The organism is Siphonobacter curvatus (genome assembly GCF_002943425.1).
Taxonomy (GTDB): domain Bacteria; phylum Bacteroidota; class Bacteroidia; order Cytophagales; family Spirosomataceae; genus Siphonobacter; species Siphonobacter curvatus.
On the sequence record NZ_PTRA01000001.1, the window covers coordinates 1,270,094 to 1,287,499 of the forward strand.

15 protein-coding genes are annotated in these 17,406 nt (G+C 49.2%); 10 read left to right on the forward strand and 5 right to left on the reverse strand.

Annotated elements, in window-relative coordinates; translation table 11 throughout:
* Positions 1–176 precede the first annotated feature (176 nt).
* Complete coding sequence (locus C5O19_RS05135) at positions 177–935, reverse strand: hypothetical protein (RefSeq protein WP_104710230.1); 759 nt, start codon at positions 933–935, stop codon at positions 177–179.
* Positions 936–1,044: 109 nt separating this feature from the next.
* Here C5O19_RS05135 and C5O19_RS05140 point away from each other — a divergent pair, with 109 nt between their 5' ends.
* The 3 genes from C5O19_RS05140 to C5O19_RS05150 all read left to right on the forward strand — a co-directional run bounded on the left by C5O19_RS05140 (position 1,045) and on the right by C5O19_RS05150 (position 5,620).
* Positions 1,045–1,806: an SDR family oxidoreductase gene (locus tag C5O19_RS05140; protein ID WP_104710232.1), complete on the forward strand. Its 762-nt coding sequence runs from the start codon at positions 1,045–1,047 to the stop codon at positions 1,804–1,806.
* 174 nt (positions 1,807–1,980) lie between these two features.
* Complete coding sequence (locus tag C5O19_RS05145; RefSeq protein WP_104710234.1) at positions 1,981–2,922, forward strand: ROK family protein; 942 nt, start codon at positions 1,981–1,983, stop codon at positions 2,920–2,922.
* 172 nt (positions 2,923–3,094) lie between these two features.
* The gene (locus tag C5O19_RS05150; RefSeq protein ID WP_104710236.1) at positions 3,095–5,620 is read left to right on the forward strand and encodes a glycosyl hydrolase; all 2,526 of its coding nucleotides are present in this window, start codon (positions 3,095–3,097) and stop codon (positions 5,618–5,620) included.
* Positions 5,621–5,757: 137 nt separating this feature from the next.
* Here C5O19_RS05150 and cdd read toward each other — a convergent pair whose 3' ends face one another.
* Complete coding sequence (gene cdd, locus C5O19_RS05155; protein ID WP_104710239.1) at positions 5,758–6,249, reverse strand: cytidine deaminase; 492 nt, start codon at positions 6,247–6,249, stop codon at positions 5,758–5,760.
* A gap of 197 nt (positions 6,250–6,446) precedes the next feature.
* On the opposite strand from cdd, the gene C5O19_RS05160 reads away from it, so the two are divergent.
* Positions 6,447–8,243 carry an acyl-CoA dehydrogenase family protein gene (locus tag C5O19_RS05160; protein ID WP_104710241.1) on the forward strand — a complete coding sequence of 599 codons (1,797 nt, stop codon included), beginning with the start codon at positions 6,447–6,449 and terminating at the stop codon, positions 8,241–8,243.
* 53 nt (positions 8,244–8,296) lie between these two features.
* Here C5O19_RS05160 and ytxJ read toward each other — a convergent pair whose 3' ends face one another.
* Entirely contained in the window at positions 8,297–8,629 is a 333-nt protein-coding gene (ytxJ, locus tag C5O19_RS05165; protein ID WP_104710243.1) for a bacillithiol system redox-active protein YtxJ, read from the reverse strand.
* A gap of 125 nt (positions 8,630–8,754) precedes the next feature.
* On the opposite strand from ytxJ, the gene C5O19_RS05170 reads away from it, so the two are divergent.
* The 4 genes from C5O19_RS05170 (at position 8,755) to C5O19_RS05185 (ending at position 12,365) form a co-directional block, all read left to right on the forward strand.
* The gene (locus C5O19_RS05170) at positions 8,755–9,963 is read left to right on the forward strand and encodes a 3-deoxy-D-manno-octulosonic acid transferase (RefSeq protein WP_104713898.1); all 1,209 of its coding nucleotides are present in this window, start codon (positions 8,755–8,757) and stop codon (positions 9,961–9,963) included.
* A 49-nt stretch (positions 9,964–10,012) separates the two neighbouring features.
* Positions 10,013–10,942: a ribosome small subunit-dependent GTPase A gene (gene rsgA / locus C5O19_RS05175; RefSeq protein WP_104710244.1), complete on the forward strand. Its 930-nt coding sequence runs from the start codon at positions 10,013–10,015 to the stop codon at positions 10,940–10,942.
* Between the two features lie 148 nt (positions 10,943–11,090).
* Positions 11,091–11,300 carry a hypothetical protein gene (locus C5O19_RS05180; protein WP_243406329.1) on the forward strand — a complete coding sequence of 70 codons (210 nt, stop codon included), beginning with the start codon at positions 11,091–11,093 and terminating at the stop codon, positions 11,298–11,300.
* Positions 11,301–11,474: 174 nt separating this feature from the next.
* Entirely contained in the window at positions 11,475–12,365 is an 891-nt protein-coding gene (locus tag C5O19_RS05185) for a cupin-like domain-containing protein (protein ID WP_104710247.1), read from the forward strand.
* A gap of 506 nt (positions 12,366–12,871) precedes the next feature.
* On the opposite strand, the gene C5O19_RS05190 is transcribed toward C5O19_RS05185, so the two are convergent.
* Entirely contained in the window at positions 12,872–13,657 is a 786-nt protein-coding gene (locus tag C5O19_RS05190) for a DUF2851 family protein (RefSeq protein WP_243406330.1), read from the reverse strand.
* The gene (locus C5O19_RS26220; RefSeq protein WP_243406331.1) at positions 13,626–13,952 is read right to left on the reverse strand and encodes a DUF2851 family protein; all 327 of its coding nucleotides are present in this window, start codon (positions 13,950–13,952) and stop codon (positions 13,626–13,628) included. Before C5O19_RS26220 ends, C5O19_RS05190 begins: the two co-directional genes overlap by 32 nt.
* 208 nt (positions 13,953–14,160) lie before the next feature.
* Between C5O19_RS26220 and C5O19_RS05195 the strand changes: the two genes are divergently transcribed.
* Positions 14,161–16,089, forward strand: coding sequence for a heparinase II/III domain-containing protein (locus tag C5O19_RS05195; RefSeq protein WP_104710249.1), 1,929 nt, complete (start codon positions 14,161–14,163; stop codon positions 16,087–16,089).
* 110 nt (positions 16,090–16,199) lie between these two features.
* A complete protein-coding gene (locus tag C5O19_RS05200) occupies positions 16,200–17,405 on the forward strand; it encodes a PepSY-associated TM helix domain-containing protein (protein WP_104710251.1) in 1,206 nt (401 codons plus the stop codon).
* Position 17,406: the final 1 nt, after the last annotated feature.

Consider the following 17,406-nt stretch of genomic DNA (forward strand, 5'->3'; position numbering starts at 1 on the left):
GTTTACAATTGTCTGTTTTCGGTTTTCAGTTGGAAGACAAATCCATTTAAATACGTATCGGCTTTCAGTAAAACTCACGCAGGCGTAAGCTGTTTTGCCATGACGATACAAAGGCGTGAAAGAGTACCCGAAATAACGGGCTTCTTCACAGGTTAATAGGGGCAGTAATCTAGCTACTAAAAAAACAATCCCACTCCGAAACGAACACTCAGCGTACCCGCCGTTTGTGAAAAGGCCGGACGGGCCGAGGCGAGTGTTACGGGCCCGAGCGTAGCCGTTACGGGAATATCATCAAACGACGGACGGGCCCGTAAGCCATCAATGTCCGTAAAAATTCGGAACGTTTCGGATAATTTATAGCAGACACTCGCTCCGGCTCCGTACATAAACGCGGTTGCCTCCCGGGCTTCACTCGACACGGTAAGGGGGGACGCAACTCCGGTCATGGGCGTTTCCAGCGGATTAATGGCTTCTCCCTGCCCCGTGATGGAGGGAAAACGCAAATGCATGATTCCTGCATTTAACCGCAAATCGATCCGAATTCGTTCGCCTACTTCAAAGGTGTAATAAGGAGATAGGTAGCCCGTATAAAATTCAAACTTTTTCGCAGAAGCATTAATCGATTTGACCAAGGGAATGTAGGCCGCGGGTAAATACTTGTCTTTCAGATACTGCGTCATTTCTTCGTTTTTCACAGCATGGGTCCAGGCCGAAGCCGTCAGTGCCAGTCCGAAGTGTCGACTAAAATCATGGGCCACGGTCAAACCCAGGTTAGGACCGGTTTTCAGAAGCTTGGCCAGGTCCTGCGTTTCAGAATCTTCAAATTTTCCATACGGAAAACTCGGTCCAATACCGACTTTTACAATCAGTTTCGACTGAGCATAGAGGGAAGAAAAGGCTGTCAGGAAACCCAGCAGGAGGAGGTACTTTCGCATCGCAACAGGGATTTTTTTACGAATTAAGCACTTCTATGATCGATCTGTACGCGAATCCAGTACGGATCTTTCCGGTGGGTTTCATTGTTTACTAAACAAAATACTGATAATGAGTGATTTATTGAATAGTGAACTGATTAAAACAAAAGATGTTCCCCTGGCGGGAAAACCGTTGGTTATCGTAACCGGAGCCACCAAGGGTATTGGCAAGGCCATCTTACGCCGATTCGTAAAAGGAGGGTTCGACGCCATTACCGTTGCCCGCAACACGGCAGATCTGGAGAAACTCAAACAAGAAACGGAACAGGAGTTCGAAGGCCGGCAGGTACACATTTACACGGCTGACCTGGGTGAACGCGAACAGATTGAAGCCTTTGCCGCTTTCGTTAAGGCTCAACAGCGATCCATTGAAATGCTGGTGAATAATACCGGACTCTTTCTGCCCGGCCAGATCTACAACGAAGAGGAGGGTACCTTCGAAACGATGATCAACGTCAACGTAGGTTCGGCGTATCACCTGACCCGGGCCTTGCTACCCGCCATGATGGAGCGGCAACGGGGCTACATTGTGAATGTATGTTCGACAGCCAGTATCAAAGCCTATCCCAACGGTGGTTCGTACTGCATTGCGAAACACGCCTTACTGGGGCTGACGCGGGAGTTACGGGAAGAACTCAAAACCAAAGGAATTAAAGTAACGGCCATTCTGCCGGGTGCCACCTATACCGAAAGCTGGGCGGGTAGCGATTTACCCGAAAGCCGCTTTATGCAGGTAGACGACATGGCCGAACTGCTTTGGACCAGTTACCATCTATCTCCTTCGGCTGTGGTGGAAGAACTACTGGTACGCCCACAATTGGGAGATTTGTAACCGATCTCAGAATTTGATAGCCAGTCGGTTAATTTCTATTATTTTATTTGGCTAACGGGCGAAAGTAAGTAACTCTATACAACTTATTAAAAAATCTTATTAAATAAAGGAAGAGAACCCTTATTTTCGCCGTAGTTTTCTGCAATTGATTTACCAAACCTGTTACCAACATTCATGGCCGATAACCAGTACCTAGGCATAGACGTGGGTGGAACGAATGTCAAAATGGGCATCGTAGACGCTACCACGGGTAAAATTTCAAATTTTTACAGCCACGATACGCTTAGTTGGCGGCAATCCGGTCACTTTGAAGAACGACTGGGCGATGCCATTTCTCTGCAACTGCTCGATAATCCTACGCTTACGAAAGTAGGAATTGGTCTGCCGGGAATGATCAACAGCAAGCGTACCGTACCCCTTGAAATTACGGCCATTCCGGAGTTAAATAATGTAAAGCTGGTCGAGTACCTGTCCAATCGGTTTGCTGGCGTTTCCTTCTATCTGGAAAATGACGCCAACGCTGCGGCTTTGGGCGAATTCTATTTCGGTGAAGAAAAGATCGACGAAAATTATATTTTCATTACCCTGGGAACGGGCGTAGGCGGTGCCGCCATCCTGAATCGCCGGGTATTTACGGGCGGAAACGGAAATGCCATGGAGCCCGGCCATATTCCTTCCGTAGAAGGAAAAGTACTGGAGCGGAACATTGGTAAAAATGAATTGCTGAACCTGGCCACGAAAATGCGTTCCGAATACACGGGAGCGACGCAATTGCCCGGCGATGGTACGATCTCAACGACCGGTCTGGTAGCAGCCGCTGCGGCAGATGACGTTCTGGCTCTGCAAATCTTTGAGCGGGTGGGTGAAATTCTGGGCGATGGTCTGGCCTCGTTGGTACGGATTCTGGACATCAACCTCATCTTGATCGGTGGCGGTCTGTCGGCTTCCTTTGATTTTATTATGCCAGCCGTATTTAAGAAATTAAACTATTGGCTGACGCCGTATAACCTGGACACGCTGGAAATCAAACGGGCTACGCTCGGTAATGATGCTGGTTTGCTGGGAGCTGCTTCTCTGTGCTTTGAAGTACAGGATGGTGTGGGTGCAGAAGGTTAAGCATCCCTAGTATATCCCTTTTGAAAGCCCCGTTTCGTTCGCGAAGCGGGGCTTTTTATCGTTCTACCCGTACGAGAAAGTCATTCCGTTCATCGTCTTTCCAAGAAAGAATTGAAAAAATACTAGGACATCGTCCGGCGTATTGTTTTTTTAGAGGATTAATTTGAACAGAATGAAGCGTATCGTTTGTGCATGGCTGATCTTGTGGTCGTTTTCTTCCCTGGCCCAGGCCCCTGCTAGTAATGTGAATACGGCCAAGCCCTGGGCGTATTGGTGGTGGATGGGCAGTGCAGTAACGGAAGAGGGCATCCGGAAAAATTTACAAGATTACGCCAAAGCCGGTTTAGGAGGATTGCATATCATTCCCATCTACGGCGTCAAAGGATATGAGCAGCAATTTCTTCCTTTTCTGAGCCCAGAGTGGAACAAAGCCTTAACCTTCACCCTGCAAGAAGCCCAGAAGTTAGGTCTGGGTATTGATTTATCGCTGGGTACGGGCTGGCCCTACGGAGGTCCCTGGGTATCTGTCAGTGACGGAGCTCAGAAATTCAGTATTCAGGGCGATTCCCTGTTGGTATCACCCACGAAGCAGCAGGTCAAACGGGCTGCACCGGGGGGCGAAGGGCTAGTGATGAATCCGTTCGATGAAACGGCCGTACGAAATTACCTGAAGCATTTCGACGCGAATCTGTCCAAAGGCAATACGGTTCGTTCCTTTTACAATGATTCCTATGAAGTATATGGAGCCAACTGGACGAACGATTTTCTGGCCGAATTTAAACGTCGTCGGGGATATAGTCTCAAACCAGCGGTTCTTACTAAAACGAAGAATTTAACGGAAGACGAACGCCGCATCTGGGCCGATTATCATACAACGTTGTCGGAATTACTGCGGGACCGCTTCACTCGCATGTGGACGGGCTGGTCGCAGCAACAGGGAAAAATCACCCGTGATCAGGCCCACGGCTCGCCGGGAAACCTGCTGGATTTGTACGCCCTGACGGATATTCCTGAAACCGAGTATTTTGGCAGTAAACAATACGCCATTCCGAACTACCGTCTCGATCCGGATTATGATTCTACCCGTTACGGCGTGCCGGGCGTACTGACCATGCAATTTGCGTCTTCGGCGGCTCACCTGACGGGTAAGCCGCTCGTATCTTCGGAGACCTCTACCTGGCTGGCGGAACATTTTCGCGTATCGCTTTCGCAAATTAAACCCATTGTGGATGAATTGTTTACGGGCGGCGTTAATCACATCTTTTACCACGGTATCCCCTATTCACCTCCGGAGGAAAAATGGCCGGGTTGGCTGTTTTACGCGTCCACGAACTACAATCAGCAAAGTCACTTCTGGAAAGATTTGCCTGAACTCAATCAGTATATCGAACAATGTCAGCAACGCTTACAAACGGCTCGTCCGGATGCCAGCGTGTTGCTGTACTTTCCGGTACAGGACATTTGGCATGGCGTAGCGGCAGGCGAAGCTCCCTTTCTATTTGACGTACACGCCAATGCTCGCCGCTGGTTGCACGATACGCCCTTCGGAGCAACGGCTCAGCAGCTTCGCAATCATGGGTATCAGACCGATTTTGTTTCGGATAGTCTCTTACAGGGTTTTTCGGTAAAAGGAGGAAAGCTGGTTTCGGCGGCGGGTACAACGTATCCGGTATTGCTGATTCCCCAAACGCAGTATGTTCCGCTGGAAACGTTGAAAAAGATTCAGCAATTGATACAGCAGGGAGCCAATGTAGTCTTCGCCGAAGCCCCGGGCCGGGTGAGTGGCTACAAGGACTGGAAAAATCGGCAACAGCAACTAGAAAGTGTTCGCAAATCATTAGCGACGCTGGTAAAGAAAGATTACCTGTCTGAACTCAAGCGTTTGAAGGTTCGGCAGGAGAAAATGGCGGAGCAGGGACTTTCGTTCTTACGGAAAACCAATGCGGAAGGAACCTTATACTTCGTAACCAATCTGAGTAATCAGTTTCACCGGGGAACGGTGCGACTTGGCAGTTGGGCTCACTCGGTACAGGTGACCGATCCTTTGCGGAAACGGCAGGGGTACGTACCTGTACAAGCTCAGGTGGACAGTACGTCGGAGATTGAGCTGGCTCTGGAGCCGGGCGAATCGGTATTCCTCCAAACGTACGCGTCCATGCGAAAAGGGGCTCCCTGGCCGGAGTACTCCGCTGTGAAGGACACGCTCAAACTAACCGGAATCTGGCAGATTGACTTTCAGGAAGGACAGCCCGAACTCCCCATGCCACTGGCTACGTCGCGACTGGTTTCCTGGACGGAGCTGGATCACGCGGAGAGTCAGAATTTTAGTGGAACGGGTCGGTATACGCTACGATTCAAACGCCCGGAAGCCTGGAAGACCGATCAACCAATCCTGCTGGATTTGGGAGTAGTACGCGAAACGGCTCAAGTGCGGCTAAACGAGGTATCCTTGGGTAAACTCTGGAGTTTACCCTACCGGATTCAGCTTCCGGCTAATGTACTGCAGGAGGAGAATATATTGGAAATTGACGTGACGAATAGTTCCGCCAACCGAATCCGCAAGCTGGATGAAGACAAATTCCCCTGGCGTAAGTTCTACGACATCAACTTTGTGAGCATTCAGTATAAGCCATTTGATGCCTCCAAATGGGAGCCGGAACCTTCGGGGTTGCTAGGACCAGTGGTGTTGTTGAAATAAGAGAGGCTGGGGGCGGATTAAAATCCGACCATTACAAGAGGGGTTGAGCCTACGGCTCTTTGTTAAGGGTCTTTAGGAGCTTTACAGACCCGTAGGCTCGGCTAAATAGTTAGGGACGGATTTCAATCCGTCCCTAACTATTTACCAAACAAATCATCCGCGTCAAACTTCACCGGTAGCAAATCAGCGATAGAATCCATGGCAATAATGCCGCCCTTCGGCTGTAACATCAATAAACGAATGGGCTGTTTTTGCCGATGTTCATACTCCAACAGCGATTGCCGACAATTACCGCAAGGCGATACGGCCTGAAATATATCGCCCGTTCCAGGACGAGCCAGTACCGCAATGGCTTTGATTTTCTTATCGGGGTAATTGGCTCCTACGTAAAAGACAGCCGAACGCTCGGCACAGGAACCCGAGGGATAGGCCGCATTTTCCTGGTTACTAGCCGTAAACACAGTACCATCTTCGAGTAACAAGGCGGCTCCTACGTGAAAATTCGAATAGGGAGCATAAGATTTATACGTAGCCTGCCGAGCCTGTTCCACCAGCGTTTGTTCATCCAGGGGAAGCTCGGCTTCAGTAGCGTATGAGGTAAGGGGTATCTCCAGTTTCAGCGATTTCATAGATTCTTTTTGTAAGGGAGGGAAGTGTATAACCTTCAAATTGCCGGAAAGGTTTCGCTGGAATCATCTAGGTCAGCTAAGCTCTGATTCAGGATTCAGTAGAGTAGGACACGTATCGAAAAGAAACAATAGTATGCTTGCATACTATTGTTTCTTTTTTCATCTTTACCTTATAAACCTATTTAATATCTATTGCTATGATTGCTGCCAAATCGACCCTAAAGGGAGGCGAGTTTCTCATTGCCGATACCCCCGCTGAAAGTGTATTCATTCCCGAAGATTTAAGCGAAGAACAACGTATGGTAGCCGCTACCTGCGAAGAATTTCTGAATCGGGAAGTCATGCCGCGTCTGAAAGAACTGGACGAAGCCAAAAGCTACCAACCCATGGTGGACCTTTTGAATAAAGCAGGCGAATTGGGATTACTAGCCACCTCGATTCCTGAAACCTACGGTGGTTTTGGGATGAATTTCAATACATCCATGCTGGTAACGGACAAGATCGGAGCTTCGGGCGGTTTCGCCGTGGCTCTCTCGGCTCATACTGGCATTGGCACGCTACCGATTTTATACTACGGAAACGAAGAGCAAAAAGCTAAATACTTGCCTAAACTGGCAACCGGCGAGTGGAAAGCTGCTTACTGTCTGACCGAACCCGATAGCGGATCGGACGCCAATTCGGCTAAAACCAAAGCCACCTTAGCTCCCGACGGTACCCATTATCTGCTGAATGGCCAGAAGATGTGGATCACCAACGGCGGTTTCGCGGATATATTTATTGTTTTTGCTAAAATCGATCAGGACAAAAACCTGACAGCATTCATTGTAGAAAAGGATTTCGGCGGTATTACCATGAATGAACCCGAGCATAAACTCGGCATTAAGTCATCGGATACCCGGCAGATTTTCTTCAACGATACGCCCGTTCCTCTCGAAAACCAGTTATATACGCGGGAGGGGGGCTTTAAGATTGCCGTTAATATTCTCAACATTGGACGAATCAAGCTCTCAGCCGCCTGTGTGGGCGGAGCAAAATCAGTATTGGCGCAAGCTGTAACTTACGCTCAAGAGCGACGACAGTTTAATACAGCGATTGCGAATTTTGGGGCTATTCAGTACAAGATTGGTGAAATGGCTCTCAAGTTATTTGCGGCAGAATCGGCAACGTACCGGGCGGGTCAGAACATCGACGACGCCATCGAAAGTCTGATCGCTGGCGGTATGCCCGAGTCCGAAGCCAAACTGAAAGGGGTCGAGCAATTTGCCATCGAATGTGCCATTCTGAAAGTACACGGCTCGGAAGTACTGGATTACGTGGTGGATGAAGGCGTACAAATCTACGGCGGCATGGGCTACTCGGCGGATGCTCCCATGGAACGGGCGTACCGCGATAGCCGTATCAACCGGATTTTCGAGGGTACTAACGAAATCAACCGATTACTGACGGTCGATATGATCCTGAAGCGGGCCATGAAAGGGCAGCTCGACATTATGGCTCCGGCCATGGCCGTGGGTAAGGAAATCATGAGTATTCCGGACTTTGGTACGGATGAAGAAGAAGGCTTGTTTATCAAGGAAAAGAAAGTACTGAAGAACCTGAAAAAAGCCATCTTACTAGCGGCAGGAGCGGCCGTACAGAAATTCATGATGGCCCTCGACAAAGAGCAGGAAATTATCATGAATCTGGCGGACATGCTGATTGAAGTTTACGCCGCTGAATCGGCCCTGTTGCGGGTAGAAAAATTGATCGGTGTGCGGGGCGAAGCTGCCGTAACGGTGCACCGGGATGCCGCTCTGGTATATCTGCACGAGGCCGTGGAGAAAGTAGCTTGGGCGGGTCGTCAGGCTATTACGAGTTTTGCCGAAGGTGATGAGCTCAATGTGATGCTGATGGGCCTGAAACGGTTCACCAAGATTGATCCGATCAATCTGAAGGATGCCCGTCGTCGGGTGGCTCAGGCGGCTCTGGAAGCCAATGGGTATCCGTTTAATTAATGGCTCCGAGGATTCGAAGCAAAAGAGGCAGCCTGTTTTCGGGCTGCCTCTTTTTATATCGCATGACCAAGGACTTCATCAAAACGAATAGCAAAGTGCGATTCATTGTAAACGCATTGTCCATCGCGAATCAGCAGTACCTGCGGGGATTCGTGCTCCACATCAAATTCCTGAGCGATGGCATTGGATAGCGGACGGTACCGCAGTAAATCCAAGTAATAGGCCGAAATGCCTTGGGTGTCATCCCACTGCCGTTCGAGACGAGCCTTCGCCGTGGAGCTAATGGAGCAGGTAGTGCTATGTTTGTAAATCAATACGGGATGTTCGAAGGATTCCTTTTTAATCGCTTCCAACTGTTCCGCATCCGTTAGTGGTTGCCAGTTCATAATGGTTGTATTGCTTTAATGGATTAATAACCCTGAAAAACGTTTTTTAAGTTCTATTTTTGGTGCGTAAAAGTATCATTCCAGACGTTTTGTATCGCTTTCTATACCAACTTTCGATTTTTTTCATGCAGCTGGGCTTCCGTTTGGCTGCATTTTTTCACCCCAAAGCCCGCCTCTGGGTGGAGGGGCGGCAACGGTTGTGGACGCAATTGAAAAACTACCAAGCTGCACCGAATACGGCCTGGTTTCACTGTGCCTCCGTGGGTGAATTCGAACAGGCCCGCCCCGTACTCGAAGCCTTTCGGAAGGAGAATCCGGATTGGAAGATTGTATTGACCTTTTTTTCTCCTTCGGGTTACGAACTGCGAAAGAACTATGAGCAGGCCGACTGGGTAGGCTACCTGCCGCTGGATACTCCAGCACAGGCCCGACGGTTTGTGGAGACCATCCAGCCGGAAATGGCGTTTTGGGTAAAGTACGAATTCTGGTATTACCACTTGACTGAACTTAAAAAGCGGAACATTCCCGTGGTAATTTTCTCGGCGATCTTTCGACCGGAACAGACGTTTTTTAAATCATACGGTGGTTTTTACCGCGAAATCCTGCACTGCTTTTCGCACCTGTTTGTCCAGAATCAGGAATCCGTGGAACTACTTAACCGTATTGGCCTTACGAACGTAAGTCGGGCGGGGGATACGCGGTTTGACCGGGTGATTGAGATTGCCCAACAAGCCAAACGTTTTCCGATCGTCGAGCAGTTTTGCGGAGCCAATCGCGTATTCATGGGCGGATCGATCTGGCCAGAAGATTGGAATGTAATCCGTACCTATATACAAACAAGAGGTACCGCAACGAAGCTTAAATGGATTCTAGCTCCGCACGAAATTGATGTGCAACAAATCGAACGCTGGGCAACGGAAGTACCGCTTCGGTCCATACGTTATTCACAAGCCACGGAAGAAAGTATAGCCAGTGCCGACATTCTTTGGGTCGATAATGTGGGGATGCTGGCAGGCCTGTACCGGTATGGGCAATTTGCTTTTATCGGGGGGGCTTACAAAGATGGCTTGCATAATATCGTCGAGGCGGCCGTATGGGGGATGCCTGTTTTTTTCGGGAATAAGAAATACCGCAAATTCCAGGAAGCTCACGATTTGCTGGCTCTGGGTTCAGCCCACGCCGTAGCCGATGGTACAGAATTTAGTCAGGTATTGGATGGATTGCTACAGTCGCCGGAAACGTACCAGCGGGAAGCCGAAACGAGTCGGAACTATGTGTATACGAATCAGGGTGCGACGCAACAAATCATGGATTGGGTACGAAACCGGCGATGAGCGATACCGAACAAGACCTTAGAAAAGACGAAAGTCTACGAAACACGACATGTCACAACAAGGATTAGTCATACGATCGACGGGTTCCTGGTACGATGTCCGGGATGAGGAAGGACACATCTGGCAGGCTCGGTTGAAAGGAAAATTTAAAATTAAAGGGCTGAAAACGTCTAATCCACTGGCCGTAGGCGACCGCGTGACGATGGATATAGAAAACGAAAACGAAAATACAGCCATCATTACGCACATTGAAGACCGGGAGAATTACATTGCCCGGGCTTCGGTACATAAGACCAGTCAGGCCCATTTGCTGGCGGCGAATCTCGATCAGGCCGTACTCATTGTTACGCTTGATTTTCCGCGTACGTCGCTGGGCTTCATTGACCGCTTTCTGGTATCGGCAGAATCGTTCCGGATTCCCGTAGTCATTGTTTTTAACAAACAGGATATTTTCGATGAAGAAGGTCGGCAACAACACCAGCCCATTATGGATATGTACGCGGAGCTGGGTTACGGTACTCTGCGAACGTCGGCTTTGACGGGCGAGGGGATGGACGAACTGCGGGCTTGTTTGAAGGGGAAAGTATCGCTCGTATCCGGGCATTCGGGCGTGGGTAAGTCGACGCTGGTCAATACCATTGCTCCTGATCTGGACTTACGAACCAGTGAAGTTTCGACGTTTGCTAACAAAGGGGTGCATACTACCACGTTCGCGGAAATGTTCGAACTCGAACCGGGTACCTTTATTATTGATACGCCAGGTATCAAAGAGCTAGGGTTGATTGACATGGAACCGGCCGAAATCAGTCATTATTTTCCCGAAATGCGGGAGCTGCTCAACGAATGCCGGTACCACAATTGTCTCCACCTGAACGAACCGGCCTGTGCCGTACGCGATGCTGTAGAGGAAGGGACCATTGCCATGAGTCGCTATCACAGTTACCTGGGTATGTTGCAGGGAGACGATAATCGACGGTAAGAACTTGCTTAATCGTTGCTAGTTGTCGGTTGTTAGGAACGGTCTTTAGTACCCAGCATCCTTCTTGATTTTTACTCCATACCGTACAGAAATCATCCCCATTATCAATCACGGAACATAGAAAACCATACACTGAAAACCAATTGTTATGCAGCCTTCCACACCCAATCCAATGACCCGTTTTTTCGGGGCGTTTTTTACCATTTTAGGCACTTTCATTATCCTTTTTGCCTGCGTAGCGTTTCTGAATGATGGAAAACCCACGTTGGGTTGGAAAATCACCCAATGGGAGTCCGTGGTGCCTTTCCTGGTCGGAACTGTCTTCCTGATTACGGGCGTGAATATGATGCGAAATTAACGGATCGGGCATTTTCAGAAATAGTTGACGAATTGACATTCTCTCGGGAATGGTGTCTTAAAAAAGTTTAACGCTTTGCGGAACAATCTTTTCAAGTATTGTATTGGAATTATGCAACGTAAATGCGTTACTTTTGCTTATTCTATCCGATAAATTCAATTTCTGAATACCAATATGAAGCTTCATCCCGTCGACGTAGTCGAGAATATTTCCGGCGAAGCCTTTCGCGAAAATTACTTGAAGCCCCATCGCCCTGTTATTTTAAAAGGGGTTGCCGATAAATGGCCCGCTTTTGAAAAGTGGCGTCTGGATTACTTCAAGACTTTAGCGGGTAACATCGAAGTGCCCCTGTACGACAACTCCAAACCCACGCCTAACTCCAAGCTCAACCAGCCGGACAAAGTGATGAAGTTTGGCGAGTATCTGGATCTGATTGCGTCCGGGCCCGTTGATTTACGGATGTTTCTCTTTAACATCTTCGATCACATCCCCGATCTATGTAATGATTTCAGTTTCCCCGAGCACCTGATGAAGGGCTTCCTGAAGAAATATCCGATGATGTTTTTCGGAGGAGCGGGTTCAATTGTGTATCTGCACTACGATATGGATTTATCGAACGTATTCCTGACGCAGTTTCACGGCAAAAAACGCGTGATCCTTTTCGATCAGAAATACTCGAAGCACCTGTATCGCATGCCGTACGGGATTCTGAGCTACGTGGATCCTGAGAATCCGGATTACGAAAAGCATCCGGCTATGCAGTATCTGGAAGGATACGACTGCGTGATGGAACACGGTGATATGTTATACATTCCTTCGGGCGTCTGGCACTACATGAACTACCTGGAAGGCGGATACGCACTAGCGGTACGGGCTTTTGATCCGTCAATTTCCACGCGGGCGGAAGGTATCTTTAACATTACGGCGATGCGTACCTTCGACGATTTAATGAAGAAAAATTTTGGCAAACGCTGGTGGAATTACAAGAGCCGCAAAGCCGAAGAGTACGCCAATGAAGTGGTTATTTCCAAAGGCGGCAAAGGCCGTATTCTGGAAACAGTATAATCTCAGTTTAATAGTAGAGTACGCAAGCAAGCCGAGGATCCATAGATCCTCGGCTTGCTTGTTTTGTTATAAGATCCTTTACTTGAGTCGCCTTAATCAGACCGGGTTTCATCCTTCTTACTGGCTGACTAGTAGCACCTGCGCCTCTCCACGCCTAACGATAGCCTGCTCTAAGGCCACCGCATTGCGGCTATCGTAGGTCGTTCCGTTGCTCAGGTGCGGGAGAGGTTTTCATCTTCTGAAAATTCTTTTGTTGTTGGTTTTGATCAAGTGCCTTCATGGACGACATAAACTCAGGCCCCGTCCTATCACATTCCATGTCGGAATTCCATTCTGGGGCTCAAGCCGCCTTCTTCCTCGGCAATGCGTTGGACTAGAGCAAGAGGAAGTGAATAGCGTTCGCGATACGGACTAAATGACCAGCCATGCTTGTGGGACGAGATGCCTACTTAGTAAACTAGTGGATAGAACAAACGATCATTTAAGTAAAATAAATCATCATTTCCTTATCTCTTCAATAAACCCAATCCCACACTACAACTCAGGCATTTTCTGGGCTGACAGTAGGTTTGCATCCATTCCAGGGCTCCTTGCGAGTCGGCGGCGTTCTGGCATTTGAGACCGTAGGATTTCCAGGTTTTGGTAATGGCATGCTGTTCGGCTGGAAGCTGTTCCAGGAGTTCGATGGCCCGATCGGTATAACGGGCTTCGTCTTTATGATGGCCGTAGGCGACGAGTAGCGGTACCACCGCATTAATCAAAACCCGATGAGCCGTTTCCTGTCCCAGCTGGGTAACACCGTGTTCCGTGGGTTTGTGAAACGTATAATGCTGTTGCCAGTATTCCGAAGGACTAACCTGTAACTTTTTTATAATCGCGGTAGCCGCTTCCTCATGAATGAAAAAGGAAAAAAGCGACAGCGGCTGCGTGACTAGCGGAACAAGCTGGGCAATCCGTACCGTCGGGAAACTGGCTGGACGTAGCCGCAGAAACTTCCAGACCTGCGTAGGCAAAGGCTGTAATTCGTACTTCTTTAAAAGAAAATCGGCCTCTTTTTGGATTTGTAAGGTATAGGCGTCCTGTGGGTTAGCGGGAATCAGTCCGGAATAGCCAAACAGTAAGGACTCAACCTGAAAGGGCTGATTACGATGTTTGTGCAAAAGGTGGAGGGGAACCGTACGGGCAAGCCACTCCAGCGGCTCGGCATTAAGCGGTGAACCCAGCGACCGGGCTAGGATTTGCCAGGTCGTTTCTTCCCAGTTACTTTGGGACTGTTCCCATATCTGTACCATCGGTTCGGTATACGGGAGCATCGTGGACCCAGACTACGTGTAAAATGACATTTTCGTAAGCAGCATCCGTTTCGTGCGTGTGGCGAAACCAATCAGAAGAACGCGTGTGAATTTCAACGGTACCGACCCACTCCAACGTGCTGATGCGAATACGGGCCTGCTGAAAATCCGGTCCGGCATCCTGATGAGCTTTCCCTGGACTAATCACCTGTACCGAATCGCCCGTTTCGGTTCGCAGATCAGTCGCATCAAACTGCTGAAACTGCCACAGATAATGAATAAAATCTTCCGTCATAGCCAATCAACAGGATTTGACGTAAAGTAGGAGGACTGTTGGTGAAGATGCCGAACTGGATACTAAGTAGTGCTACTACGTTTAGTTTCCACCCAAAATCTGAACCGCTGTAAGGGGCAACGCAGCAGAGAAAGTCTATTTTTAAGGAATTGATTAATTTCCTAAAAACGAATTCACATGTACACCCCTGAATTCGGACCATGCTTGTATGAAACCTTATTTGCTCCTTTTCCTGCTGAGTTCATTACTGAGCACCGCCCAAATAGTACCCCGTAACCTTCTTCAGAAAAACTATCCACTCGAAACGGTACAGCACCTACTCATCCCGCTGGATCAGTGGACGCCGTATCCGAAAACACCCGCAGCCTGGCAAAAGGCAATCACGGACAGTGTACGGACCGGCCTGATTCAACGGGGAGAAGTGGCTGCGGCAAAACCTCTGTTACCCCTAACCGCAACGCTGACGCTGGAGTACGTCCGTACCGCCAACCGTACTCACTACGAAGAAATTACTTTCAATCGGCGGCACGATCTGCTCGATCTGACGATGGCGGAAGCCGTGGAAGGGAAAGGGCGTTTTACGGATGCCATCGTAAACATGGTCTGGGCCATTTGCGAAGAAAGCTATTGGGGCATTCCGGCTCACATCGGTACGCAGAAGGCCGGCAGTGGCTTACCCGACGTAGAAGAGCGGACGGTCGATCTGTTTGCCGCTGAAACCGCCGCCGTACTTGCCCTCACGGATTACTTGGTTGGCGGCCAACTGGATAAAGTATCGCCCCTGATTCGCAAACGCATCTATCACGAGACCAACATTCGTTTGTTCGAACCCATTCAGGTGCCCAATCGCTACGGATATCTGCGAAAGGACGTGAAGGCAAACAACTGGAATTCCTGGATTATGTCGAACTGGATGACGGCTACGCTATTCCTGGAACGCAACGAACAACGCCGGGCTCAGATGCTGCACGCCGCCATGTCGGGACTGGATTTATACTTGAACGGACTAGGTGAAGATGGCGGTACCGACGAAGGCCCCATGTACTGGTTTGCCGCCGGGGGCTGCGTCTTCGATGCTCTGGAAACGCTGGAAAGTGCGTCCGGCGGAAAAATCAACATTTACGATCAGCCGATCATTCGGAATATGGCTTCCTATGTTTATAAAATGCACATTGCTAATGCCTATTTCGTCGATTTCGCCGACGCCGATCCGATGTTACGGCCCGACGGTCTGATGTTATACCGATTTGGAGAAAAAATTAAGGATGATACGCTGAAGCAGTTTGGAGCCTGGGGCTTCCGTACGTTCGGAATCACACGGGTCATTAACAGTTTTCAGCGGCAACGGCAGGTTTGGAATGTACTGACGGTGAAAGCGGTACAGGAAATTCCCAACGCTCCGTTTACGAACGTTCCCGAAGTCTGGTTTCCGGATGTGCAGGTGATGGCGGCCCGTTCCAAAACGCTCTTTGTAGCGACCCACGCGGGGCACAATGCCGAAAGCCATAACCACAACGACGTCGGAGATTTCATTGTGTACGCCAAAGGCGAGCCCGTCATCATTGACGCCGGACGTGGTACCTACACCGCCAATACTTTTTCGGGACGTCGGTATAAGCTTTGGTTTACGCAGTCCCAGTACCACAATCTGCCCATTATCAATGGTTACGGACAAAAAGACGGTCTGGCTTACACGGCTAAAAATGTAGCGTACCGCAAAAACGAGGCTTCCCTGAAAATGGATATGGCGGCGGCCTATCCCAAAGAAGCAGGCTTACGAAACTGGTGGCGAACGGTACAGCTCAATCGGAAAAAGGAAACCGTAGAAATTAGCGAAGAATACCAGCTTGAAAAAGCACCCCAAAATCTAACGCAGGTATTTCTGACGTTGAGTCAGGTAACTACCACTACGCCGGGTACGGTGACGTTTGAAGGACCAAATCATCCTTCGGTCAAACTCAGTTACGACGCCAAACGCTGGAACGTTCGTACGGAACCAGTATCGCTTGGTACGCCGGACGACGAAGCGTTCAAGACTAGCTGGGGCACGGGAAAGACCATTCAACGCGTATTGCTGGAACAAATATCACCTGTTTCTAAAGGCAAGCACCGTTTCGTTTTCTCCCTCGCTAACTAATACGGAGCCAGTACTTTTTTGTAAATCTTTTATTACTTAGACTAAGTAAAAATAAAGATAATGCTTTAGTTTTGTCCCGCTGCGTATCATGTATACCTAACAACGGCGAGATGAAACTAAAGAAATGGATCGGTAAAGGACATTTGTACCTGGGACTCGCCTCGGGTCTGATTGTATTTGTCCTGAGCGTCACGGGTTGTATTCTGGCTTTCGAGCAAGAAATCAAAAACCTTACGCAGCCGTACCGATTCATCGAAACGCCAGCTCATGCCGAGTTGCTGCCCCCCTCCGTATTGCGTCAGAAAGCCGAGCAGGCTCTACCCGGCAAAGCAGCCGATGGCGTTTTGTATGGTGTGCCGGGTCGCAGTGCCGAAGTAGGTTTCTATAATTTTGATCCGGAATATTATTACGTCGTTTACCTGAATCCCTATACGGGTGAAGTACTGCACGTCTGGAACGAAGACGATGACTTTTTTCACTTCATTCTGCACGGACATTATTACCTCTGGTTACCCGAAAAAATTGGTCAGCCGATTGCCGCTACGGGAACCGCTATTTTCCTGGTGTTGCTCGTCAGTGGACTGGTCCTCTGGTGGCCGAAAAACAAAAGTGCAGCCAAACAGCGGTTCAGTATCAAATGGGATGCCGCCTGGCGACGGAAAAACTACGATTTGCACAACGTACTGGGTTTTTATATCCTGACCATCGGTATGGTATTCGCCATCACGGGTTTGGTCTGGGGATTTGAATGGTTTTCTAAGTCGTTATATTGGGCTACGGGGGGGAAAGGATCGCCTGCGTACCTCATTCCACCCTCCGATACGACAGCGATACAGACCGCTGCTTCGCCCATGCAGATTGTTGATCGTAGCTGGCGGAATCTGATGCAGAAACACCCCGATCAACAGGGCATTAATATTTCATTCCCCGAAGGCAACGCGACGTCTATTTTCTCGTATGTCAACTTCCGGAATGGCACGTATTACAAAGTCGATTACCACTATTACGATCAGCATACGGGAAAGGAAATTCAGCATACCGGGCCGTATAGCGGCAATTATGCGGATGCTAATCTGGCCAATACCCTTCGCCGGATGAATTATGACCTGCACGTAGGGGCCATCTGGGGTTTACCCGGAAAAATGCTGATGTTCTTTGCGAGTTTGATTTGTGCCACCTTACCCATCACCGGAACGCTGATCTGGTGGGGCCGTCGCAAAAAAGCTCAACATTCGCATACGATGGCCACGCCAAAAGAACGTAATAAAAACGTACGCCGTCCCGTCGTCGTGCGTAGCAAAGTAGCACGCCAATAAG